This is a genomic window from Mucilaginibacter ginkgonis, from assembly GCF_009754905.2.
Lineage (GTDB): Bacteria > Bacteroidota > Bacteroidia > Sphingobacteriales > Sphingobacteriaceae > Mucilaginibacter > Mucilaginibacter ginkgonis.
Genome location: NZ_CP066775.1, coordinates 266,664 through 286,695, shown reverse-complemented (window position 1 = coordinate 286,695; position 20,032 = coordinate 266,664). Strand labels below are relative to the sequence as shown.

The window sequence follows — 20,032 nt, the reverse complement described above, 5'->3', positions numbered from 1 at the left end:
GGGTTATCGGCCTTTATCTGCAACCATAATTTTCAAAAAACATAAAAGCACAAAAATCGCGCTGTAAATAGCTGATTTCTACCTTATATGTTTTTTTACTATTGCTTCCAGCTCTTTAAGTTCGAAGGGTTTTTTAAGGTATCCGTCAGAAAGTCCGGCGTCTGCCGTCTCTTTTATGTTGCTCACTGCCGAAACAATAACTACCGGGTAATGACTTGTAGCCGGGTTGCTTTTGATCTCTTTACTTAATTGCTGCCCGTTGGCATCACTCTTCCAATCGGTAAGCCAGTTGTCAAGCAAGATCAGGTGGGGGTCTATCTCGCTCAGGTTTTTCAAAATGCGGGCGTTATCAGATGAGGTTATCTCATAGTCGCCTTGCAAGGCAAAGGTTATGGTGTCCCTTATGTCTTTATCATCCTCAATTAGTAGTATTCGTTTTTTAGACATGGCAGTGTATTCCCTGTAAGTGTATAGGCTACAAATAGTCGCTTGTTATTAATATGCTATAACACCAGTTATGCGGCATTTTGTTTGCCAGGGTAAACTTTTTCTAAAGAATTTTTAAGATTTGTACCATTGACGGGCCCTACTTATTATCAAGCGACGGGCCCAGGTTGAAACACTTGCGGCAGCGTGGCTCATAGCTCTCTTTTTCGCCAAGCAAAACACGTGCACCATTAGGCACCAATCGGTACGAATACAGGGCAGGGTTACCGCATTTTACACATACAGCGTTTACTTTGGTAATGGATTCTGCAATAGCCATTATAGCGGGCATGGGGCCGAATGGCAACCCCTTGAAGTCCATATCTAAACCCGCGACAATCACACGTATGCCACGGTTGGCAAGTACATTGCAAACGTTGGGAAGTTCGTCGTCGAAAAATTGGGCCTCATCTATACCAACAACATCTGTATCATCTGTCACCATCAATAATAGCACAGATGAATGGTCAACCGGAATGGAATGAATCGAATTTTTGTCGTGCGATACCACGTCGGTATCGTCATAACGGATGTCTGTCTTAGGCTTAAATATTTCTACCCTTAGCCTGGCAATTTGCGCACGTTTTATTCTGCGGATCAGCTCTTCTGTTTTGCCCGAAAACATAGACCCGCATATTACCTCAATGCTGCCGCCAAGCTCACTTTTTCTCCTAAAAACATCTTCGCTAAACAGCATTACAATCAATTTACGGGAGGACTAATATCAGAATTAAATCCTACTTTTGAGAAGCATTTTCCTAACATACTATGAGGCAAGAAGAGGTTTTCAATAAGATTGGCGGCATAATTAGCGAACTCACAGAGCAGTACAATTACCTTAAAACGCAAACGCTCCCGCTTGATGATCTTGAACTTGAACTCTTTGCCGCCAACGCAGATTTCCTTGGCGATCACCTCGAGGTATTGAGAAAACTAAACGCTTCGCTGGCTGCAAAACCGAACACTGCAGAACCGGCTATAAGCCAAGTGAAACCTCAGGAAATACCAACAACAGTTACAGAATTTATAGAACCGGTAAACCAGGCACCGGATACAGAACCGCAAACAGAGACAAATTTTACGGAGGTACGACAGCCGGAAAATCAACCTGCATCTGAGTTTGATTTTACCCCGGACGGACCTCAAAACACTGCGCCGGAGAATACAGAGGACGATACCGATCATGATGATATTGCTTACCTGGAAGAAGCAGAATATGAGTATGAACCTGCACAAGAACATGCTGCCGAGACTATTCAGGAAAGCAGCCAAGAGGTTGCTGCGGACACACCGGTACACGATATAGACCTACGCCCTGATACAGGGCAAGATCATTTTTCATTTATAAGATCAACCGAGACGTCAAACGAAGGGCAGGAATTTCATCTGAATGAATCTTCAGCCTTTAGTGATGATGAACCACACCGGGAAACAATAGCCGAAGCATTGGCCGATCAGGCTGAGGAAAGTGAAGTGGCGCATAGCGAACCCGAACCTGTACCAAACCATTATACCGACGATGTGCATACACCAGCTCATGCGCAGGATGAGAAGCCGCTTACTTTCAATGATCGCATGTCAGCACAAATGAACAGCAACGCGCCTGCACCCGCGCAGCCAATTACGGACTTGAAATCGGCAATAACGCTTAATGACAAGATGCTTTTTGTGCGCGACTTATTTAATGGATATAGCCTGGCGTACAGCGAAGCCATCGAAATACTAAACCGCTTTAATAAACTCGAAGATGCACAGCGTTTTTTATCCGTGAATTATGAGGAGAAAAACAACTGGCGCAGTAAGCCCGAGGCGCGCCGTAAATTTGAGGACCTGTTAAAACGCCGTTTCCCTAATTAGGGCTGATAGTTCCCATACGGTTCGAGTCGAGCTTGATCAATACGAACAACAAAATCGTAAAGCTCCATAATGAAGAACCGCCATAACTGATATATGGCAGCGGAATACCTATTACCGGCACCAAGCCAATGGTCATCCCGATATTGATGATCACGTGGAAAAATATCACCGAAGCAACCCCGTAGGCGTATATCCTCGAGAATGGCGACCGCTGTCGTTCGGCAATGACAATGATGCGTAACAGCAAAAACAGGTAAAGCCCGATTACAACTACAGAACCTGCAAAACCCCACTCTTCGCCTACGGTACAGAAAATAAAATCAGTGCTTTGCTCTGGTACAAATGAATATTTGGTTTGCGTGCCCTGCAAATAACCTTTACCCCACAACTTACCCGAGCCTATTGCGATCTTAGACTGGTTTACATTGTAGCCCTTTTTCCGAAGGTCTGTTGTGAGGCCTAAAAGGATGTCTATACGCTCTTTCTGATGCGGTTTTAAAACATTCTGGTACAGATATTTTACACTGAAGATAAACCCGATGGAAATGGCTATGCCTATCACCAGCATCAGCATAACGCCGCGATAGCGCCTGAATATCCAGATTAAAAGTGCGCCTAATGCGATGATCATTATAACGAGATATATCTGGTTAAACAGTAACGTGAGTATGAACAACGTGATTAGCAGCGCAATAACCACTAAAAAGTATGGTGATAAACCTTCACGATATAGCACGAATATAAGCGAACAGAACACCAGCGTTGAACCGGTGTCGGGCTGAAGCATGATCAGCAACATAGGCAGCGCGATGATGCCCGCCGCCACAAAAAATGATTTCCATTCTGTTATGCGGATGTTGGTCCCACTCAAATATCTGGCAAGGAGAATACACGTTGTCACTTTGGCAAACTCCGAAGGCTGCAGCCTGAAACTGCCTAAAGGTATCCATGCCTGGTTACCGCCAACGTTTCGCCCAACGACGAGTACAGCAATAAGCAGTATAATAGTAATAACGTAGAATATCGACGCGAATGCTACGAAAAAGCGGTTATCTAACAGTAAGATAAAAATGGCCAGCACCACCGACGACATGAGGTAGATAAACTGCTTACCATAATTGGTGTCAAAATCTACAATGTATTTATGCTGAGGGTCATAAACGGCAGAGTGGATATTGAACCAACCTATAGTGCAAAGGGCTACGTAAAGCAGCACGGTTAACCAGTCTACATTATAAAACAGGCCGCGTTGTATGGTACTATCGCGCATGCTCCTCCTCTCTTTCCGGCAAAGCCGCGATTAAAGCGGGCTTCAACTGCTTCTTGTTTTTACGGGATGCCGCCTTAAGTGCGGCATTCTTTTTAGAGGTATCCGCAGCAGGTTTCTGCACAGTGTCAACTTTAGGTTTGTACACAGGTTTAGCGCCAGGCAACTCGGGTAAAAGGTTGGCACTCTCGTAATAATCCAGCGATATTCCAGACGGCCTCGACGAGATGGTTCCCTTTAAGTATTTCTCAACCAGGAAACTGGCGATTGGTGCTGCCCAGGTAGCGCCCTGGCCCGCGTTCTCTACTACCACAGCTATGGCGATCTTCGGATTGTCGCGCGGAGCGAAAGCCACAAACACAGAATGCGGTTTACCATGCGGATTATCCGCAGTACCGGTTTTACCGCACATGATAATGCCGGGGATTTTTGAGCCTGCAGCCGTACCCACATCTACCACGCTTTGCATGCCATTTATCACCGGCTCAAAGTAATTCGAGTCGACACCCACATAGTTACGGATAGTGTACTCATGCTTGATCACTTGCTTGTCTCCGATGGCTTTGATCAGGTGAGGCTTATAATAAAACCCGCGGTTAGCAATGGTAGCTTCAACATTTGCCAACTGTAAAGGCGTGGCTAACAACTCACCTTGGCCAATACCTAAAGAAATAACAGTGCTTGATCGCCAGCCCCCTTTGCGATATGCCTTATCGTAATATTTAGAAGTTGGTAAGAATCCCTTGCCCTCGCTTGGCAAGTCAAGGTTCAGGCGACTGCCTAAACCGAACTTATTTACGTTGTTGCGCCAGTTGGTAAAAGACGAGTCGGTCATTTTTGCGCCCAACCTATTGATCAGCCGCTCAAAAACCATGTCGAAATATCCGTTACACGAGTGTGCTACCGCGGTGCTTAAAGTCACCAAGCCATGCCTTTCGCCGTTGTAGCATTTTATATGCCTGTTACCTGCGGTATAATAGCCCGGGCAAAAGTAGGTAGTTTGCGGAGTGATAACGCCCTCTTGCATAGCAATTAACGCACTCAATGGTTTAAACGATGACCCCGGCGGATAGTATGCTTGCACCGGCCGCGTAAATAATGGCTTGTAAGGGTCTTTGTACATCAAAGAAACATTCTTGCCCCGCTCCCGGCCAACCATTAAGTTTGGGTCGTAAGTTGGGCTGCTGATGAAAGCCAGGATTTCGCCCGTTGATGGCTCTATTGCTACAATGCTGCCTACCTTATTTTGCATCAGCTTTTCGCCCAGTTTCTGAATTCGGGCATCAAGGGATGACATCAACCGGTCGCCGGCAACGGCCACAGTATCAAACGCGCCGTTGGCATAACTTCCTTTGCGTATGTTTCTCGAATCCACTAAAACGTTTTGAACACCCCGCTGCCCGCGTAACAAGTCTTCATACGACCGCTCAACACCCGTGCGCCCAATGTAATCTCCGGGGTGATAGTAACCATGCGATTTCTCTATGTCGCGGTCTGTAACCTCGCCAATGTAACCCAAAAACTGGGCGGCTGTAGTGTCGGGATAGGTGCGTATGGTACGTGGCTGCACGTTAAATCCCGGGAACTCGGGCAGGCGCTCCTGCAAAGACGCATAAACGTTTACAGGCAGCTGCTTCTCAAATATCGAGACCCTGTACGGCGAATACTTAATGGCTTTGGTTAGGCGTTTATCAAAGCCTTCGCGGTCTATGCCTATCAGTTTGCAAAATTCAACGGTGTCAAAAGGCTTAACTTCGTTAGGCAAAACGGTAACATCATAGACCGGCACGTTTTGCACCAGTATGGTGTTATTACGGTCTAATATCGGCCCGCGCGCGGGGTAGACAATAAATTTGCGAATAACGTTATTGTTGGCATAAAGCAGGTAACGGTCATCAATGATCTGCATATAGAACAGCCTTGCCAGCAGTATCAAACAAAAGGTAATGAATATACCGGCCATAACGTACCGGCGCGCAAAAAAACTGTTCATTTACGTTCCCTGCTCCTGAAAAATAAGAAGCCTGATATCAGCATTAAAAATACGGTAAAAACCGAACTTAATAAAAAACGTAATAAGGTGTATTGTATTTCTGACCAGCGAAAAACTTCGAGGTTGAAGAGGAAGAAATGATGAAACAGCGTCAAAATGCTGGCATACGTGAAGAACCACCTAAAGCCCATGACACTTAAAGTTGGCTCGGGTTCGTTATCAAAGCCGTCGCGCTGCACCGTTATGCTAATAAACGCGATGCGCACGGCTGCCAGCAGCACACAAGCCGAAGTATGCAGGCCGGGAGTGTCATAAAAGGCATCAATAGTAAGACCTGTTAGAAACGCCAGTAAAAACAATATAAAGTTAGGCGTCTCAAACGGCAGCAGCAGTATAAAAATAATGTATGGATATGGTGTGGACAGGTTATATAATGTCAAGTTTTTTAACAGGAAAACCTGTAAAAACACCAGCGACAAAAACCGCAGCAGATTTATGATCAATACTCTAATCATTGGTTTTTTGCTGCGCCTCCAACGCTGCCTGTTCCACCGCAAGCTTATTGGTTACCACGTATACATACTCAAGGCGGCTGTAATCAACAGCAAGCTTAACTTCCATATTTAAAAAGAAGCCCCCGCCCTTAGCTTTTAAGTTGCTCACCTTGCCAATAGGGATACCAGCCGGCCATAATGAAAATCCGGAAGTCACAACTGGTTCGCCAACCCTGGGCTTCACATGGTTTGGCACGTCAATCAGTAATCCTGTATTTGGCCCCGACTCTTCATTCCAAATCATAGAGCCGATATCTTTTGTGTCGGTAAGCATGGCGCTTACCTTGGTGTCTTTGTGCAAGAAAGAACGTATGGTTGCAAAATGCGGCGAAACATTTACGACCAAACCAACCAGCCCGGCACTGCTAATAACACCCATATCCTTTTGAATGCCTGCTATGCTGCCGCGATTAATGGTCAAGTAGTTATTGGACTTATTGATCGAATTGTTGATCACTTTTGCACCAATATAAGTGTACTGCTGCTTATTGATGGTATCTACAACTGTATGTTTGGCAGCAGTGTCCTGGTAAAACGCGCCGGTTAAACGTCCGCGCAGGCGGGCATTCTCCGCCATCAGGCTATCGTTACTTTCCTTTAAATAAAGATATTGGTTAAGCTTATTTACGCGGCCGTATATGTTGCCGGTAACCTCGTTAGAACTGTTGATAAATGTAGCGCGTTGAAAAGAATTGTACTTGATGTAAATGATCAGCGCGCTGACTTGAAATATCAGGAAAAAGAAAAATGCGTTGTACTTGTTTATAAAAATCAAGAGGTTACGCATGTTCCTTCAATGAGTGAGTTAGTGAATGATAGAATGAGTGAGTTTAAGTTTTGCCGGGAGAATAATATCCCCCATTCAATCCTTCTCCTCATTCAATCATTCTATCATTAGCTTATTGCATTAAAAATTTAAAGTTGCCGATGTTCTTAAGTGCCGTACCTGTACCGCGCACAACTGCCCTAAGCGGGTCTTCTGCAACGTGTACAGGTAATTTGGTTTTTGCAGCTACACGTTTATCCAGGCCGCGCAGCAATGCACCACCACCTGTTAAATAAATACCTGTTTGATAAATATCTGCAGAAAGTTCTGGCGGAGTAATCTCCAACGCCTTCAAGATTGCTTCTTCTATTTTAGAGATAGACTTATCAAGGCAATGCGCAATTTCTGTATACGATACAGTGATCTGTTTTGGCACACCGGTCATCAGATCGCGGCCTTGTACGGCAAAATCTGCCGGCGGATCTGCCAGCTCCGGCAAAGCAGCACCAACTTCGATCTTGATTTTCTCGGCAGTACGGTCGCCAATCATGATATTATGCTGACGGCGAATGTATTGAACAATGTCTGCATCAAAGTTATCACCTGCTGTACGTATAGACTGATCACAAACGATACCTGACAAGGCAATAACCGCGATCTCTGTAGTACCACCGCCGATATCGATGATCATGTTGCCCATCGGTTCTTCTACGTCTATACCGATACCCACGGCTGCTGCCATCGGCTCATAAATAAGGTAAACCTCTTTTGCGCCGGCTATCTCGGCCGAGTCGCGCACGGCGCGTTTCTCTACCTCTGTAATACCTGAGGGGATACAGATCACCATACGCAGAGAAGGGAAAAACCAGCTTTTGCCTTTGTTGATCATTTTGATCATGCCACGTATCATGTGCTCGGCAGCGTCAAAGTCTGCAATTACGCCGTCTTTTAACGGGCGTACGGTACGTATCTTTTCGTGTGTCTTACCTTCCATCTGCATAGCCTGGTGCCCAATGGCAATAACCTTATTGGTTTGCCTGTCAAGCGCCACTATAGATGGTTCGTCAACAACAACTTTATCGTTATGTATGATCAGGGTATTCGCGGTACCAAGATCTATGGCAATTTCTTGCGTAAAAAAGTTAAATAAACCCATTGAATCAGCGTGTCAGAATAATCTGCAAATTTTAAAAAAATTAGTCAAAAACAGGCATTAATCGCTTGCTTTTTAATGCCTTGCATCTTTGTGCAATTTAGTGTTTGAAATGTCTTACACCAGTGGTAACCATCACAATATTTTTTTGGTTAGCCATGTCGGTCGAGTCCTGGTCTTTTATAGAACCCCCTGGTTGTAACACAGAAGTTATCCCTGCTTCCGATGCTATTTCTACGCAATCAGGGAACGGGAAAAACGCGTCCGAAGCCATTGCCGCGCCTTGCAGATCAAAACCAAAACTGCGGGCCTTCTCTATGGCCTGGCGCAAAGCATCTACCCTTGACGTCTGGCCAACGCCGCTTGCCAGCAACTGGTCATTTTTAGCAAGAACAATGGTGTTAGACTTGGTATGCTTTACAATCTTATTGGCAAAATGCAGGTCCTTTAGCTGTTGCTCTGTAGGCTTCGCATTGGTAACCGCTGTCATCTGCGCCGGGCCTTCTATCACCAGGTCTTTATCCTGTTCGATAACGCCGTTTAACAAAGTCTTGAACTGCTTGATAGGCAGTTCCACCTTTTGGCGGATCAATATCACCCGGTTCTTTTTGGCCGTTAAAATGGCAAGCGCCTCGTCAGTGTAGGCCGGCGCTATCAGCACTTCGTAAAACAATTTGTCTATCTCGGCCGCGGTTTCTTCGTTTATTTCCGCGTTGGCAATAATCACTCCGCCAAAAGCCGAAACAGGGTCGCAAGCCAGGGCGTCTATCCAGGCTTCTTTGATAAAACTGCGTGAGGCCACGCCACATGCGTTGGTATGTTTCAGTATCGCGACAGTTGGTTCGGTAAATTCGTCTATCAACGCAACTGCCGCATCAACATCCACAAGGTTATTATAAGACAGTTCCTTGCCGTTGAGCTTGGTAAACATAGCGTCTAACTGGCCGTAGAATATACCTTGCTGATGCGGGTTTTCGCCGTAGCGCAAAACCTGGCATTGCTGTATGCTCTGTTTAAACACAGGCAGTTGCTCATCCTGATTAAAATATTTGAAGATGGCGGTATCATAATTGGATGATACATTGAAAGCTTTCAACGCGTATTTTTTGCGATCTTCTATATCTGTTTCGCCATTCTTTTCTCTAAGGATGTTGGCTAAGGTCTGGTAATCATCTTTCGATGAAATGATCACCACGTCTTTATAATTCTTAGCCGCCGCGCGGATAAGCGAAATACCGCCGATGTCTATCTTCTCGATCACATCGTCGTGCCCGGCGCCGCTTTCAACCGTTTCTTCAAATGGGTAAAGGTCTACAATAACCAGGTCTATCTCAGGGATCTCATACTCACCCAATTGTTCCTGATCCGTTTGTAAACTGCGACGCGCCAGTATGCCGCCAAATACCTTGGGGTGCAAGGTTTTAACCCTTCCGCCAAGGATAGACGGGTACGATGTAAGGTCTTCTACAGCAACAACATCGGCACCCAAACTGCGTATAAAACTTTCTGTACCACCGGTGGAGTAAATAGTTACGCCAAGTCTTTTCAACTCGGTGATCACCGTTTCCAAATGGTCTTTATAATAGACAGAAATTAAGGCGTTTTTAATTTTAACAGGCTGGCTCATGCAAAGGATGTTTCGAGCCGCAAAAGTAGATAAAATGATTGATGTAGCCGCTGTTTGTAACATTTTAACCAGTCACGTAAATGGTAATGTTTAACAGCATCTTTTAATTTATATTTAACTACTTTTTACATTTATCAATTAAAAATTCAACCTGTCACCTGAATGGACGCCTACAAAAAAGCCATATCACTTCTAAAGGATTCAACCTCATTTTATACCATTGCCGTTAATATGGCGGGTGAGTATTTTTACGTAAGCCAGAACTACGACGATAACTTCAGGGTAAATTTTGATACACTACTTGGAAAACCTTTTTACAGCACGCTCCACGAGGACGACATAAAAATTTGTGAAGAAGTTGGTGCACAATGCTTTGCAGAGCCTGATAAATTATTCCCGGCTACCCTGAGAAAGCATGATGGTAACGGCGGCTATGTGATCACTCAATGGGAGATCAAAGCAATTATGAATGAAAATGGCCAGCCCGAAGGCGTTTTTTGTATTGGGTACAACATCACCAAGTTCATGAATACCGAAGAGGAACTTCTGAGTGCACGGTCTGAAATTGAGGCTGCAAACGGTAAATTGTCGGAGATCGGTTTTATGCAATCGCACATGGTGCGGAAACCTGTCGCCAATATTATAGGCTTGATAGCATTGCTTAACACCACTCAATTAAACGCCAACGCTAAAAATATAGCAAAGATGCTCGATCAAAGCGCGAAAGAATTGGATGTGATGATAAAATTGATGACGGATAAAACTAGCGACGGTAATTAACTCTTCATCTTTGCCAGCAAATGCTCTATAACGCGCGGGTAATGGTGGTGTTCTAACTGCTGGCCCTTAAACTTTACAACTTCGAGGTTGTCTTTATGGTCTATTTTAAAGCGGGATTGGTGGATCACTTCGCCCTCGTCGAAATGCTCGTTTACAAAGTGGATGGTAATACCAGATTCTTCTTCCCTGTTGTCCAGAACAGACTGATGAACCTTATCGCCATACATGCCTTTACCGCCATATTTAGGCAGCAAGGACGGGTGTATATTGATGATCTTATTAGGGAATGCCTGTAATAAAGATTGCGGTACAAGCAGTAAAAAACCAGCTAAAACGATTAGATCTACCTGAAGATTTTTAAGCAACTTAACTATCTGGTCGGTATCGTAAAGCTCGTGTTTGCTGAAAGAATGTGAAGGTATCTCGAAGTTGTCGGCGCGCTGCAACACGTAAGCGTTGGGGTTGTTGCTCAAAACCAGCACCACCTCGGCAACGTTGCTGCGCTTAAAATGCTCAATTATCTTTTGGGCATTTGAACCTGATCCTGACGCGAAAATGGCTATCCTCTTTTTCAAATCATGCGGTTTGTAACCACCTCAAATATAAAATTTTACCGATAATTCCGACGTAAAATTGAATTTTACTGGTGTATGAAAGCCCAACGCTTTATGTGGCGCACTGTTGAAGATGTATAGTAAGTGTTGATGTCGCCGGTCTCTAATATCAATGAGTAGCTGCCTAAATTTGCTATCCTGGCGTTTTTAAACGGCATGTCTGTAGTATCACGACCGCCTAAAACGGTGTCCTTAGCTGTAAAATTGGCCATCAAGGTTAACTTATCGTCGCTGAATTGCCAGTTGCCACTATTGCTGCCTGCCCGGCAAATGAAATTCTGGTAATTGCAGGTATTGTCGCTGCTGAAAGTAAAAATCTGCTTTAGCAGGCATTTGGTATTCAGCGTATCAACCTTATTTTCTGTGGCACCAACGTAATTATGCACTTCAACAGATGCCAAAGTCCAGGGCGAGGCGGTTAACAATGTCGGCGTGTAAGACTGATCGGTTTTCTTGCACGAATTTGTAATAAACACAATTAATATGAGTGCCGGAAAAAGAAGTAAGGACAATTTGAACTTCATGGTTGCGTTCTGCAAAAATACAGATAGTTTTTGTACCCGCTATTAAACATAAACTGCGAATGATGAACGTTATTGCCTTGGCGCTTTATAACGGTAAAAACTAAAGTCGGCTAAAGCCAATAACTCGCGGTCGCCGACACTATCTCCGTAAGCATAAAGCTGATAGTCTTTCCGGTTAGGATAGGCATTAAGCAGACGGTTTACTTTCTCCTGCCCGTAGCAATTTTGAGATTTAAATTTCCCGGTTATGGTGCCATTGGCGACTTCGACTTGTGTGGCCAGCACTTCATCAATCCCACTGTTATTTGCCCAGGGTTTGATCCAGTCTTCAATAGAAGCACTGATCACAACGGTTGTATCGCCTTGTTGCTGATGTATAAGCAATTTATCCATCACTGCCTTATCTAATATTTTATCAACTTCCGCGGCGTAATTTCTGCATAGGTCTCGATATTCATTTACAGACATCCCCGCAAACAGGTGGCCGAACAGCCGCTCTTTAGCTTTATGATTAGACACCAGCTTAATTTTGTGCAGAATAAGTACAGGCGACAGCACCGCCAGAGCCCTGAATAATTTTCGCCTGCCGAATGCGAAAATGATGAAGTGAAAAAGTGTGTCCCTTGTTGTAAGTGTTCCGTCAAAATCAAATGCTGCTATTACCATTGGCTTAGTGCGATTTGCTTTTTAACACCTCATCCAATTTAAACAAATATGGTTGCGGCAAAGGTTGCGGCTGCGTTTTCAAATGAACCATCGCATGGATATATTTCATCGGGAAATTAACCGATGCACTGTCCAGCTTTGCTTCTTTAAAAGGGATGTTATTCTCCGTAAACTTTAACCGCGAGTCTGTATAGATGTCGAAGTCTACCGTTACTGTATCCTTCAAAGTCTTCAACTCGGCCAATTGATACTTCGTCTTTTGGGTCGCGACAAGATTTTTAAATAATGACACCGCGCCAAGCAGGCAGAGGTTTAATACAATAAGAACATAGGTAATATTACGCACCCATTTCACCGGCGTGCCGGTGCATATCTCAGAAAAGGCAAGTATAATGATTGGCAAAAACCATATTTGAGGTGCATACCTGGCCCACCATGAATATTCAAAAATGAATACGGAAACCAGTATAGTACCTATCATAAACGCAAGCAACGCACGGGTTGGTTTAGACAATTGCCTGATCGTGAAGATCGCTAAGATCAAACTCAGGATAATAATACCACTGAACAATACGCCAAAGCCACCAATGCGGATGTCTTCTTCGTACGAGAAGCGCATTTCTTGCATTTTAAATGTAAAAGGCACTTTTAATTGCGGCTGATCTGTTTGCGGCAGCAGCATGTTGGCCGTGCGCGAAAACAGCGACGTAAACAGATTGTGGAACCTGTTATTCTTTGGGAAGCCCATCGGTGAATTGCGGGTCATGATGTCGATCTTTCCTTTACCGGCAAGCGGGTAGAAAGGATTTTTATGGTCGACCGTGTTGGTTACATATGGGTTATATCCCACCACTGCGATAGCGGCAAATGTGGCAAGGGCAGCCGTGATAAAAACCTTCTTAAACTGTGCCACGTCTTTGCGGTAAAGCAAAGTGACCAGTATGCCGATCACTAAAACACCAACAAATATGATGGCCGTGAACTTAATGTTCAAGGCGATGATGATCACCGCGGGCAGCAGCCATAGCTTAAACTTGTCTTTATCTATCAGCAAAAAGCAACCTAACAAAAACAGGCACTGCAGCATCAATGCCAAATGCGAATCGATGCAGTAGCTAAGCAATTGCACCAATATCACCGGATTGAAAGTAAGTATGGCGGCCAACAGATATACTTTAAACGTGGTAAACCTGTTGAACTTAAACAGGAGGGAGACCGTTAAAAAGAAAGCGCCAAGAAATAAAAAGAAGTTGGTGGCCTTACCGGTTTCTATCTTATTAAAAAAAGCATAAACAACTGCCTGCGGAATCTCCGCGCCCTTGCCATAATGGTTAAGCCAGATACTAAATTGCATATCGGCAGGTAGCTCCTGGTGGAAGGGGTTCCAACCATTTTTCAATTGGATGATAGTATTTTGATGATAGGTCTGCCCGTCTATCGATGAGTCGAAAAAGTACCCTGCTATTAAAAATGAAACGATTGATAAGCCAACAATAAGCAGAACCGAGCGTAGAAAGACCGCGTTGTCTTTCACAAAGTAGTATCTCGCAGAAAGAAAATAGTTCGTCACCAATGCTATAATTATCGACAACGGAAAATGCACCGGCGAAATGGAGATACCAACAGCAAACGACAGCGCCGATAATGCAAGCATTACCCCTACCAGGTTGATAAAAAAGAAAGCCAGCAGAAAGGCAAAATCCGACCGGCGTTGAGCGTTAGCGATCATTATAAGGTATTAGTGTAAAGTAAAATGAAAAAGGTGGCCAGCCAGCCTGCGATTGTCAATTGCAAAAAGCGGTCGCGTAAAAGTATGATAGATGGGTTGCCGCTTTCATGTTTAACAAACGTAACCTGCAGGTAACGCATCACACCGATCACTACAAAAAAAGACGTAACGTAAACTTTCTCTCCCACCATTCGTACCACATCGGGAGAGGTGGTGTACATAATGTAGGCGACGATAACCACGGCCGACATAATTGACATCGACACATTCAAAAAGTCAAGATTATAACCGTCGATGTTGCTGCGCATTTTGTTGCCTGTCTTTTCAAAAAGCAAAACGTCGTCGCGGCGTTTGGCCAGCGCCAGGAATAAGGCAAGCAGGAAGGTAATCAGTACGATCCAATGTGAAAGCGGCGTGTTGGTTACAATGCCACCCAGCACTATCCTGATCAGAAAACCCAGTGCGATAATCACAATATCCACAATGGCGATATGTTTAAGCTTTACAGTATAAAGCAGGTTTTGCACAAGATAAATTATTACCAATACCCAAATTAAAGGCTGATTTAGCGTGAGGAACAGGAGTAGTGACCCGGCCCCTACAAGTACAAGTATAATGATCAATGCTTGCCTTGTCGTAACCAGGCCTGCCGCTATCGGGCGGAATTGTTTTTTGGGATGCAGCCGGTCTGCCTCTACATCTATCAGGTCATTAAAAATATAGACCGCGCTGGCAAAAAAAGAAAAGCCTATAAAAGCATACACATCATTCAGCAGCAAATTCAACTGCATGATCTTAAGACCGAAGAATATGGGCAGGAAAATAAAAATGTTCTTAACCCACTGATGAACGCGCAGTAAAGAAAAAATTTGTTGTGGTTTGGCCATGCTGGTTGTATGCAGCTAAGGGCACCAAGGCTGCGCAACCAAAGATATTATAAACTATTTAATTTGAAAGGCTTGGAAGATGGCCTTATTCCGCGTTAATAACGGCTGCCTGCCACTTTGCAGTATGCTCATCATTGGATATTGATGGCATTTTGAAATTTGCAGTAAACTTTACGTCGTTGCCTACACCAGATACAAAAGCCCAGTTGCCCCAGTTACTGGCCGGCGAATAGTCTATCAACTTAGCTTCGAACCAGCGTGCGCCCCTTGTCCAATCTACCTTAAGTCCTTCAGTTAAGTATTGGGCACTGATCTGCCTGAGATTATTTGGGATATAGCCCGTAGTATTTAGCTCTGTTATAGATACATTGACGGTTTCGTTATCCGTTGATGCAGTTTTCCACCTGTTGAATGATTCTTCCTGTTCCTGCGACAATTCCGGCACCTCGCCACTAAAACCTTCTACTTTAAAAAAGTTCGCGCTGCCATGCTTTTTAAACATGAACCTGAAGTAGTCGCGCCACAATAGGTCAAGCACCACCGGATTGTTCTGATGCTGAAACTTGGACATGAAGGAATGGTACACTTCCCGGGGCGAAAGGCACCCAACCGTTATCCAGGGAGAAAGCCCTGTATTGAACTTTCCTGTTTTACCGGCTTTTGCAACAACCGCTGTACTACTCTCTAACGCGTTTTGCAATTGAAGCTTTCCCGCCGTTTCGCCACCTGTAAAACTAAATCGCACACGCGGATCGGTTACCGGCTCTTGCAATCCAAGATCCGCCAGGGATGGGATTATGCCTGCTTCAAAATTGTCCGGGATGCTGATGCTGTCGGGCGTGGGTACAACAGGCCTAACTACGCTATCGCGCTCCACCTTTTTCTTGAAAATGGTAAAGCTGTCGGGTATATCTTTGATAGGGAATGGCAGGTCTTCTTTGTGGTATAACGTGTGGCCGATAAAATGCTTAAGGTTAAGCTTAATCTTCCATAAAGCCGATTCCACCTTTTCTGAAATGGCAGTTTCCTCGAACGATACTTCCCGGTGATGATAAACCTCATTAACCTGGTATTGCTGCGCAACTTGCGGAATGATCTCGGCAGGGTCGCCAATGCGCACCATAAGGTTACCGCCAAGCGCCTGTAAATTTTCACGAAGGTTGCCGACAGACTCTATCAGAAACTTTGACCTGATGCTGCCTGTTTTCTGTAAACCATCCGCATCCGTGGTGAAATAGTAAGGATCAAATATATAGAGCGGCAGTACTTTATCGGCCTTGCGGGTAGCTTCTAACAAGATTTCATTATCGCTTACGCGCAGATCATTTCTAAACCAAACTAATATAGTTCTATCGCTCATTAACAGAAATCAGTCAACAGGTAAATTTGCGATTATTTGTGTCACTAACACACGGCGACAAAATTTTTGACACCATTTAAACAATCTAAATAAAGATAACAAGACAGGAATAAAGATACAAGAAGCAAGATGTTAAGACTCGTTAGTTCTGTTCGATCTGCATTTATCGGAGCAGTATTTTACGTCATCCCAAACCTTCTCCCATTTTTTTCGCCAGGCAAATGACCGGCCACATGTAGCGCAGATCTTTTGCGGCAGGTTTTCTTTTAAAATTCGTTTTGGTGCGGGCATTAGTTCACAGGCAATTATAATTTAAGCATGACATTTGCTAAGATATTAAACGGTAACTTTAATACAATAAAATCGCGTTATGGCTACAGCAGAAAGTATACAAAAAGCTTATATAGACTACGTTTTAACTCACGGCGAAGAACCCAAGTCGGTTTACGTGTTCGCCAGGAAAAATAAAATGGCCGAGGACGAATTCTACAAATTTTACGGTTCATTCGAGGCGGTAGAACAAGGCGTTTGGGCAGACATTGCCAACACCACCATTACAGAGATCAACAATCAGGATATCTGGCCGCAGTACTCGTCGCGTGAGAAAGCGTTGTCATTTTTCTATAGCTTTTTTGAGCTGCTTAAGCGCAACCGTAGTTTCGCTGTTTATAGCCTGAAGAAACATAAAACCATGCTTACTCATCCGCAAGCGCTGAACAAACTCAAAGAGGTTGTCGAGAATTTTGCGGACAGCATTATCAAACAGGGTTTGGAATCGGGCGAGCTGGCGGACCGTAAATTCCTATCAAAACGATACAAAGACGGTCTGTGGATGCAATTTGGCTTTGTGCTTAACTTTTGGGTGAATGATACTTCTGCCGGGTTTGAAAAAACTGACGAGGCTATAGAAAAAGGCGTTAATGTAACCTTCGATCTTTTCCAGCGTTCGCCCATCGATAACCTTTTGGATTACGGCAAGTTTCTGGCAAAGAACGCCGGGTTTAAAGAGAAGATGGGATTCCCTGTCTAAACATCGCCCCCGCCCCTGAAGGGGAGAATTAACAGGGCTGAACCTATCACCCAAATTCCATCATCGAAATATTTATAAAAGCCTCCCTTTAGGAGAGGTTGGAGGGGTTAATGAGCGAAAATAAAGAACAGAATAGTATACCTACCTCAAAGGTAGAGCGCAGTGCCAAGTTTATTAAAACAGGTTTCCAGGTTGGCGGCAACTATATTAAGCATTACTCCAAAAAGCTTTTTAACCCGGATCTGGATAAAACACAATTGAACGAAGATAACGCAGCTGATATTTACAACTCCTTAAGCGAGCTGAAGGGCAGCGCATTGAAGGTTGCGCAGATGCTGAGCATGGATAAAAATCTGCTGCCCACTGCCTATGTCGATAAATTTTCGCAGTCGCAGTATAATGCGCCGCCGCTTTCGGGGCCGCTCATCGTTCAAACGTTTAAGAAATACTTTGGCAAAACACCGGATAAGATCTACGACAAATTCAATCTTAAGTCTACCAATGCAGCATCCATAGGTCAGGTTCACCAGGCCGAGTTGAACGGAAAAAAGCTGGCTGTGAAGATTCAGTATCCGGGTGTGGGCGATTCCATATCATCAGACCTTAAACTGGTTAAGCCATTCGCGTTCCGTTTGCTGGGCATGAGTGAGAAGGAACTCGACATCTATATGCGCGAGGTTGAGGAACGCCTTTTAGAAGAAACCGATTACGAACTGGAAGTTCGCCGCTCTATTGAATTTTCTAACGCCTGCGCTAATCTGGATACCATCGTTTTTCCTGAATACTTTCCGCAACTGTCGAGCAAACGTATCATCACCATGAGCTGGCTGGATGGCATGCACCTTAAAGAGTTTTTAGCTACCAACCCATCGCAGGAGCTAAGGGATAAGATAGGCCAGGCGCTTTGGGATTTTTATAATTTTCAAGAGCACGAGCTGCGTGCGGTACATGCCGACCCGCACCCGGGTAATTTCCTGATCACGCCCGAAGGTAACTTAGGCATCATAGATTTTGGCTGTATCAAAGAAATGCCCGAAGATTTTTACTACCCGTTCTTCGCGCTTACCTCAACAAACCTATTGGAAAATAAAGAAGAGACCATCAAAGCATTCCGCGAGTTAGAGATGATCTTGCCGGGCGATACCCCCCAGCAGGTAGAATTCTTTTATGGCATGTACAAGCAAATGATAGGCCTCTTTGCTAAACCCTATTTGAGTGAAACCTTCGACTTTAGCCAGACCGCATTTTTTGACGACCTGTTTAGCTTTGGTGAGAAAGTTGCCCGCATGCCCGAATTTAAGCAGGCGCGCGGTGTAAAGCACTTCATCTATGTTAACCGTACAAATTTTGGTTTATATAATATTTTGCACGACCTTAAAGCCTGCGTTAAAACAGATACTTACAAACCGCATTTGCTGGCCGTTTAATTCCTAAATATGCAATTCGAAGATTCTTTTGTGCACCATGTACACTTTTGGTTGAAGGACAAAGCCGACAAGGCCAAATTCATAGCCGGCCTCGAAACGTTGAAGCCAATTTCGTTTATCAAACACATGCACATTGGGGAGCCTGCAGATACGCACCGCGACGTAGTTGACAGAAGTTATGATGTGTCGTTGCTGCTGTTGTTCGCCAGCGCGCAGGATGAAGAGGCTTATCAGGTGGACCCAACCCACGTGGCCTTTGCAGAGGGCGTTGCCAAACCGCTATGCGCTAAGGTGGTGGTTAGCGATAGCATACCCCCAACCCCCTGAAGGAGCTTTGTTTTCGGTTCCCCCTCTAGGGTTTGGGGGTTACAATTTCTTTTTTTAAAACCCCATTGCCTTTTTTATTGTTGGTGCTACAGATATGAAGGTGCTGGTAACTGGGGCTAATGGATACATCGGTACAAAACTAATTGTTGCCTTGCTTGATGCGGGCCACAATGTGGTGTGCTTGGTGCGCGATGAGGCACTTTTTCGTAAGCAAAACCCAAATGCCGACCGTGTTACTATCGTAATCGGCGACCTGCTCCGAAACCGCAGCATCGCACCCATCCCTACCGATATTGACGCGGCTTACTACCTGGTAAACGCCATGATCCAAACATCTGGCTTTGCGGGACTGGAAGCCCTTGTAGCACAAAATTTCCTGGAAGCGATTGACAATACCAATTGCAAGCAGATCATTTCGTTAAGTGACATTGACGATCACCTGACTGCCGAAGGTCTATCGCGCCAGCATGTGGAAAATATTTTATGCAAGGCCGATGCTGCCATTACTATCCTCAAAACTACCATGATCATTGGCCCGGGCAGTGTGGCAAATGAGTTAATGGACGGCCTTACTAAAAAAATGCCAATCATTATCGCCAACAAATGGTCAAAGGCGCAGGAACAGCCTATTGCCGTTAGCGATGTGATCAAATACCTTATCGGGTGCCTTTTAAATAAGGATGTTTATGACGCTGAATTTCATATCAGCGGTCCAGACGTAATGACCTTTAAACAAATGCTTAGCATTTACGGCGACATTTGCCGCCGCATAAAAACCACCATTGTTACCGTGCCCGAAGTTTCTTCGGCACTTTCTTCATATTGGCTTAATTATTTGACCCCCATCAGTTATTCGCATGCCAAAACACTGGTCGAGAATTTGAAGTATGACCTCATTTCCCGAGACGACGCTATTCTGAATATCGTCCCCATGCAGCGGTTAAATTTTAAACAAGCCTTGCAGCATGCGGGCTAACACCCAATA

At 44.6% G+C, this 20,032-nt stretch carries 21 protein-coding genes; 6 read left to right on the top strand and 15 right to left on the bottom strand.

The genetic code is table 11. From position 1 onward, the window contains the following. Positions 1–78: 78 nt before the first annotated feature. Together GO620_RS01295 and GO620_RS01290 are read right to left on the bottom strand one after the other, a co-directional pair. Positions 79–447, bottom strand: a complete 369-nt coding sequence (locus tag GO620_RS01295; RefSeq protein ID WP_157523054.1) for a response regulator — start codon at positions 445–447, stop codon at positions 79–81. A gap of 139 nt (positions 448–586) precedes the next feature. Further along, positions 587–1,183, bottom strand: coding sequence for a thymidine kinase (locus GO620_RS01290; protein ID WP_157523058.1), 597 nt, complete (start codon positions 1,181–1,183; stop codon positions 587–589). Positions 1,184–1,254: 71 nt separating this feature from the next. Here GO620_RS01290 and GO620_RS01285 point away from each other — a divergent pair, with 71 nt between their 5' ends. Then, positions 1,255–2,343: a hypothetical protein gene (locus tag GO620_RS01285; RefSeq protein ID WP_157523061.1), complete on the top strand. Its 1,089-nt coding sequence runs from the start codon at positions 1,255–1,257 to the stop codon at positions 2,341–2,343. Here the strand turns inward: GO620_RS01285 and rodA are convergent. The 6 genes from rodA to purH form a co-directional block, all read right to left on the bottom strand. Further along, positions 2,336–3,613, bottom strand: coding sequence for a rod shape-determining protein RodA (gene rodA / locus GO620_RS01280; RefSeq protein ID WP_157523065.1), 1,278 nt, complete (start codon positions 3,611–3,613; stop codon positions 2,336–2,338). The genes GO620_RS01285 and rodA overlap by 8 nt on opposite strands. Beyond that, positions 3,603–5,603 (bottom strand): penicillin-binding protein 2, encoded by a 2,001-nt coding sequence (gene mrdA / locus GO620_RS01275; protein WP_157523067.1) that lies wholly within the window; start codon positions 5,601–5,603, stop codon positions 3,603–3,605. The genes rodA and mrdA overlap by 11 nt, the downstream gene beginning before the upstream one ends. Further along, complete coding sequence (locus tag GO620_RS01270) at positions 5,600–6,118, bottom strand: rod shape-determining protein MreD (protein WP_157523070.1); 519 nt, start codon at positions 6,116–6,118, stop codon at positions 5,600–5,602. The genes mrdA and GO620_RS01270 overlap by 4 nt, the downstream gene beginning before the upstream one ends. Beyond that, positions 6,111–6,944: a rod shape-determining protein MreC gene (gene mreC / locus GO620_RS01265; RefSeq protein ID WP_157523072.1), complete on the bottom strand. Its 834-nt coding sequence runs from the start codon at positions 6,942–6,944 to the stop codon at positions 6,111–6,113. Before mreC ends, GO620_RS01270 begins: the two co-directional genes overlap by 8 nt. A gap of 112 nt (positions 6,945–7,056) precedes the next feature. Next, on the bottom strand, positions 7,057–8,079 hold the full coding sequence (locus tag GO620_RS01260; RefSeq protein ID WP_157523075.1) for a rod shape-determining protein: 1,023 nt from the start codon (positions 8,077–8,079) through the stop codon (positions 7,057–7,059). A 97-nt stretch (positions 8,080–8,176) separates the two neighbouring features. Continuing rightward, positions 8,177–9,703 carry a bifunctional phosphoribosylaminoimidazolecarboxamide formyltransferase/IMP cyclohydrolase gene (gene purH / locus GO620_RS01255; protein WP_157523486.1) on the bottom strand — a complete coding sequence of 509 codons (1,527 nt, stop codon included), beginning with the start codon at positions 9,701–9,703 and terminating at the stop codon, positions 8,177–8,179. A gap of 162 nt (positions 9,704–9,865) precedes the next feature. On the opposite strand from purH, the gene GO620_RS01250 reads away from it, so the two are divergent. Beyond that, entirely contained in the window at positions 9,866–10,483 is a 618-nt protein-coding gene (locus GO620_RS01250) for a PAS domain-containing protein (RefSeq protein WP_157523078.1), read from the top strand. On the opposite strand, the gene purN is transcribed toward GO620_RS01250, so the two are convergent. From purN to GO620_RS01215, 7 genes are all read right to left on the bottom strand, one after another. Next, positions 10,480–11,058, bottom strand: a complete 579-nt coding sequence (gene purN / locus GO620_RS01245; RefSeq protein WP_157523081.1) for a phosphoribosylglycinamide formyltransferase — start codon at positions 11,056–11,058, stop codon at positions 10,480–10,482. The genes GO620_RS01250 and purN overlap by 4 nt on opposite strands. A 65-nt stretch (positions 11,059–11,123) precedes the next feature. After that, complete coding sequence (locus tag GO620_RS01240) at positions 11,124–11,621, bottom strand: hypothetical protein (RefSeq protein WP_157523084.1); 498 nt, start codon at positions 11,619–11,621, stop codon at positions 11,124–11,126. A 69-nt stretch (positions 11,622–11,690) separates the two neighbouring features. Further along, positions 11,691–12,287, bottom strand: a complete 597-nt coding sequence (locus GO620_RS01235; RefSeq protein ID WP_157523087.1) for an HAD family hydrolase — start codon at positions 12,285–12,287, stop codon at positions 11,691–11,693. A gap of 4 nt (positions 12,288–12,291) precedes the next feature. Then, a complete protein-coding gene (locus tag GO620_RS01230) occupies positions 12,292–14,016 on the bottom strand; it encodes a hypothetical protein (RefSeq protein WP_157523090.1) in 1,725 nt (574 codons plus the stop codon). Then, a complete protein-coding gene (locus tag GO620_RS01225; protein ID WP_157523093.1) occupies positions 14,016–14,903 on the bottom strand; it encodes a UbiA prenyltransferase family protein in 888 nt (295 codons plus the stop codon). The genes GO620_RS01230 and GO620_RS01225 overlap by 1 nt, the downstream gene beginning before the upstream one ends. 85 nt (positions 14,904–14,988) lie before the next feature. Then, positions 14,989–16,263 carry a DASH family cryptochrome gene (locus tag GO620_RS01220; protein ID WP_157523102.1) on the bottom strand — a complete coding sequence of 425 codons (1,275 nt, stop codon included), beginning with the start codon at positions 16,261–16,263 and terminating at the stop codon, positions 14,989–14,991. Positions 16,264–16,395: 132 nt separating this feature from the next. Beyond that, a complete protein-coding gene (locus GO620_RS01215) occupies positions 16,396–16,554 on the bottom strand; it encodes a DUF2256 domain-containing protein (protein WP_157523105.1) in 159 nt (52 codons plus the stop codon). Positions 16,555–16,633: 79 nt separating this feature from the next. Here GO620_RS01215 and GO620_RS01210 point away from each other — a divergent pair, with 79 nt between their 5' ends. The 4 genes from GO620_RS01210 (at position 16,634) to GO620_RS01195 (ending at position 20,023) form a co-directional block, all read left to right on the top strand. Next, the gene (locus GO620_RS01210) at positions 16,634–17,293 is read left to right on the top strand and encodes a TetR family transcriptional regulator C-terminal domain-containing protein (RefSeq protein WP_157523108.1); all 660 of its coding nucleotides are present in this window, start codon (positions 16,634–16,636) and stop codon (positions 17,291–17,293) included. A gap of 110 nt (positions 17,294–17,403) precedes the next feature. After that, a complete protein-coding gene (locus GO620_RS01205; RefSeq protein ID WP_157523112.1) occupies positions 17,404–18,720 on the top strand; it encodes an ABC1 kinase family protein in 1,317 nt (438 codons plus the stop codon). Between the two features lie 9 nt (positions 18,721–18,729). Then, entirely contained in the window at positions 18,730–19,047 is a 318-nt protein-coding gene (locus GO620_RS01200) for a Dabb family protein (RefSeq protein WP_157523115.1), read from the top strand. Positions 19,048–19,141: 94 nt separating this feature from the next. Continuing rightward, entirely contained in the window at positions 19,142–20,023 is an 882-nt protein-coding gene (locus tag GO620_RS01195) for an NAD(P)H-binding protein (protein WP_157523118.1), read from the top strand. Positions 20,024–20,032 lie beyond the last annotated feature (9 nt).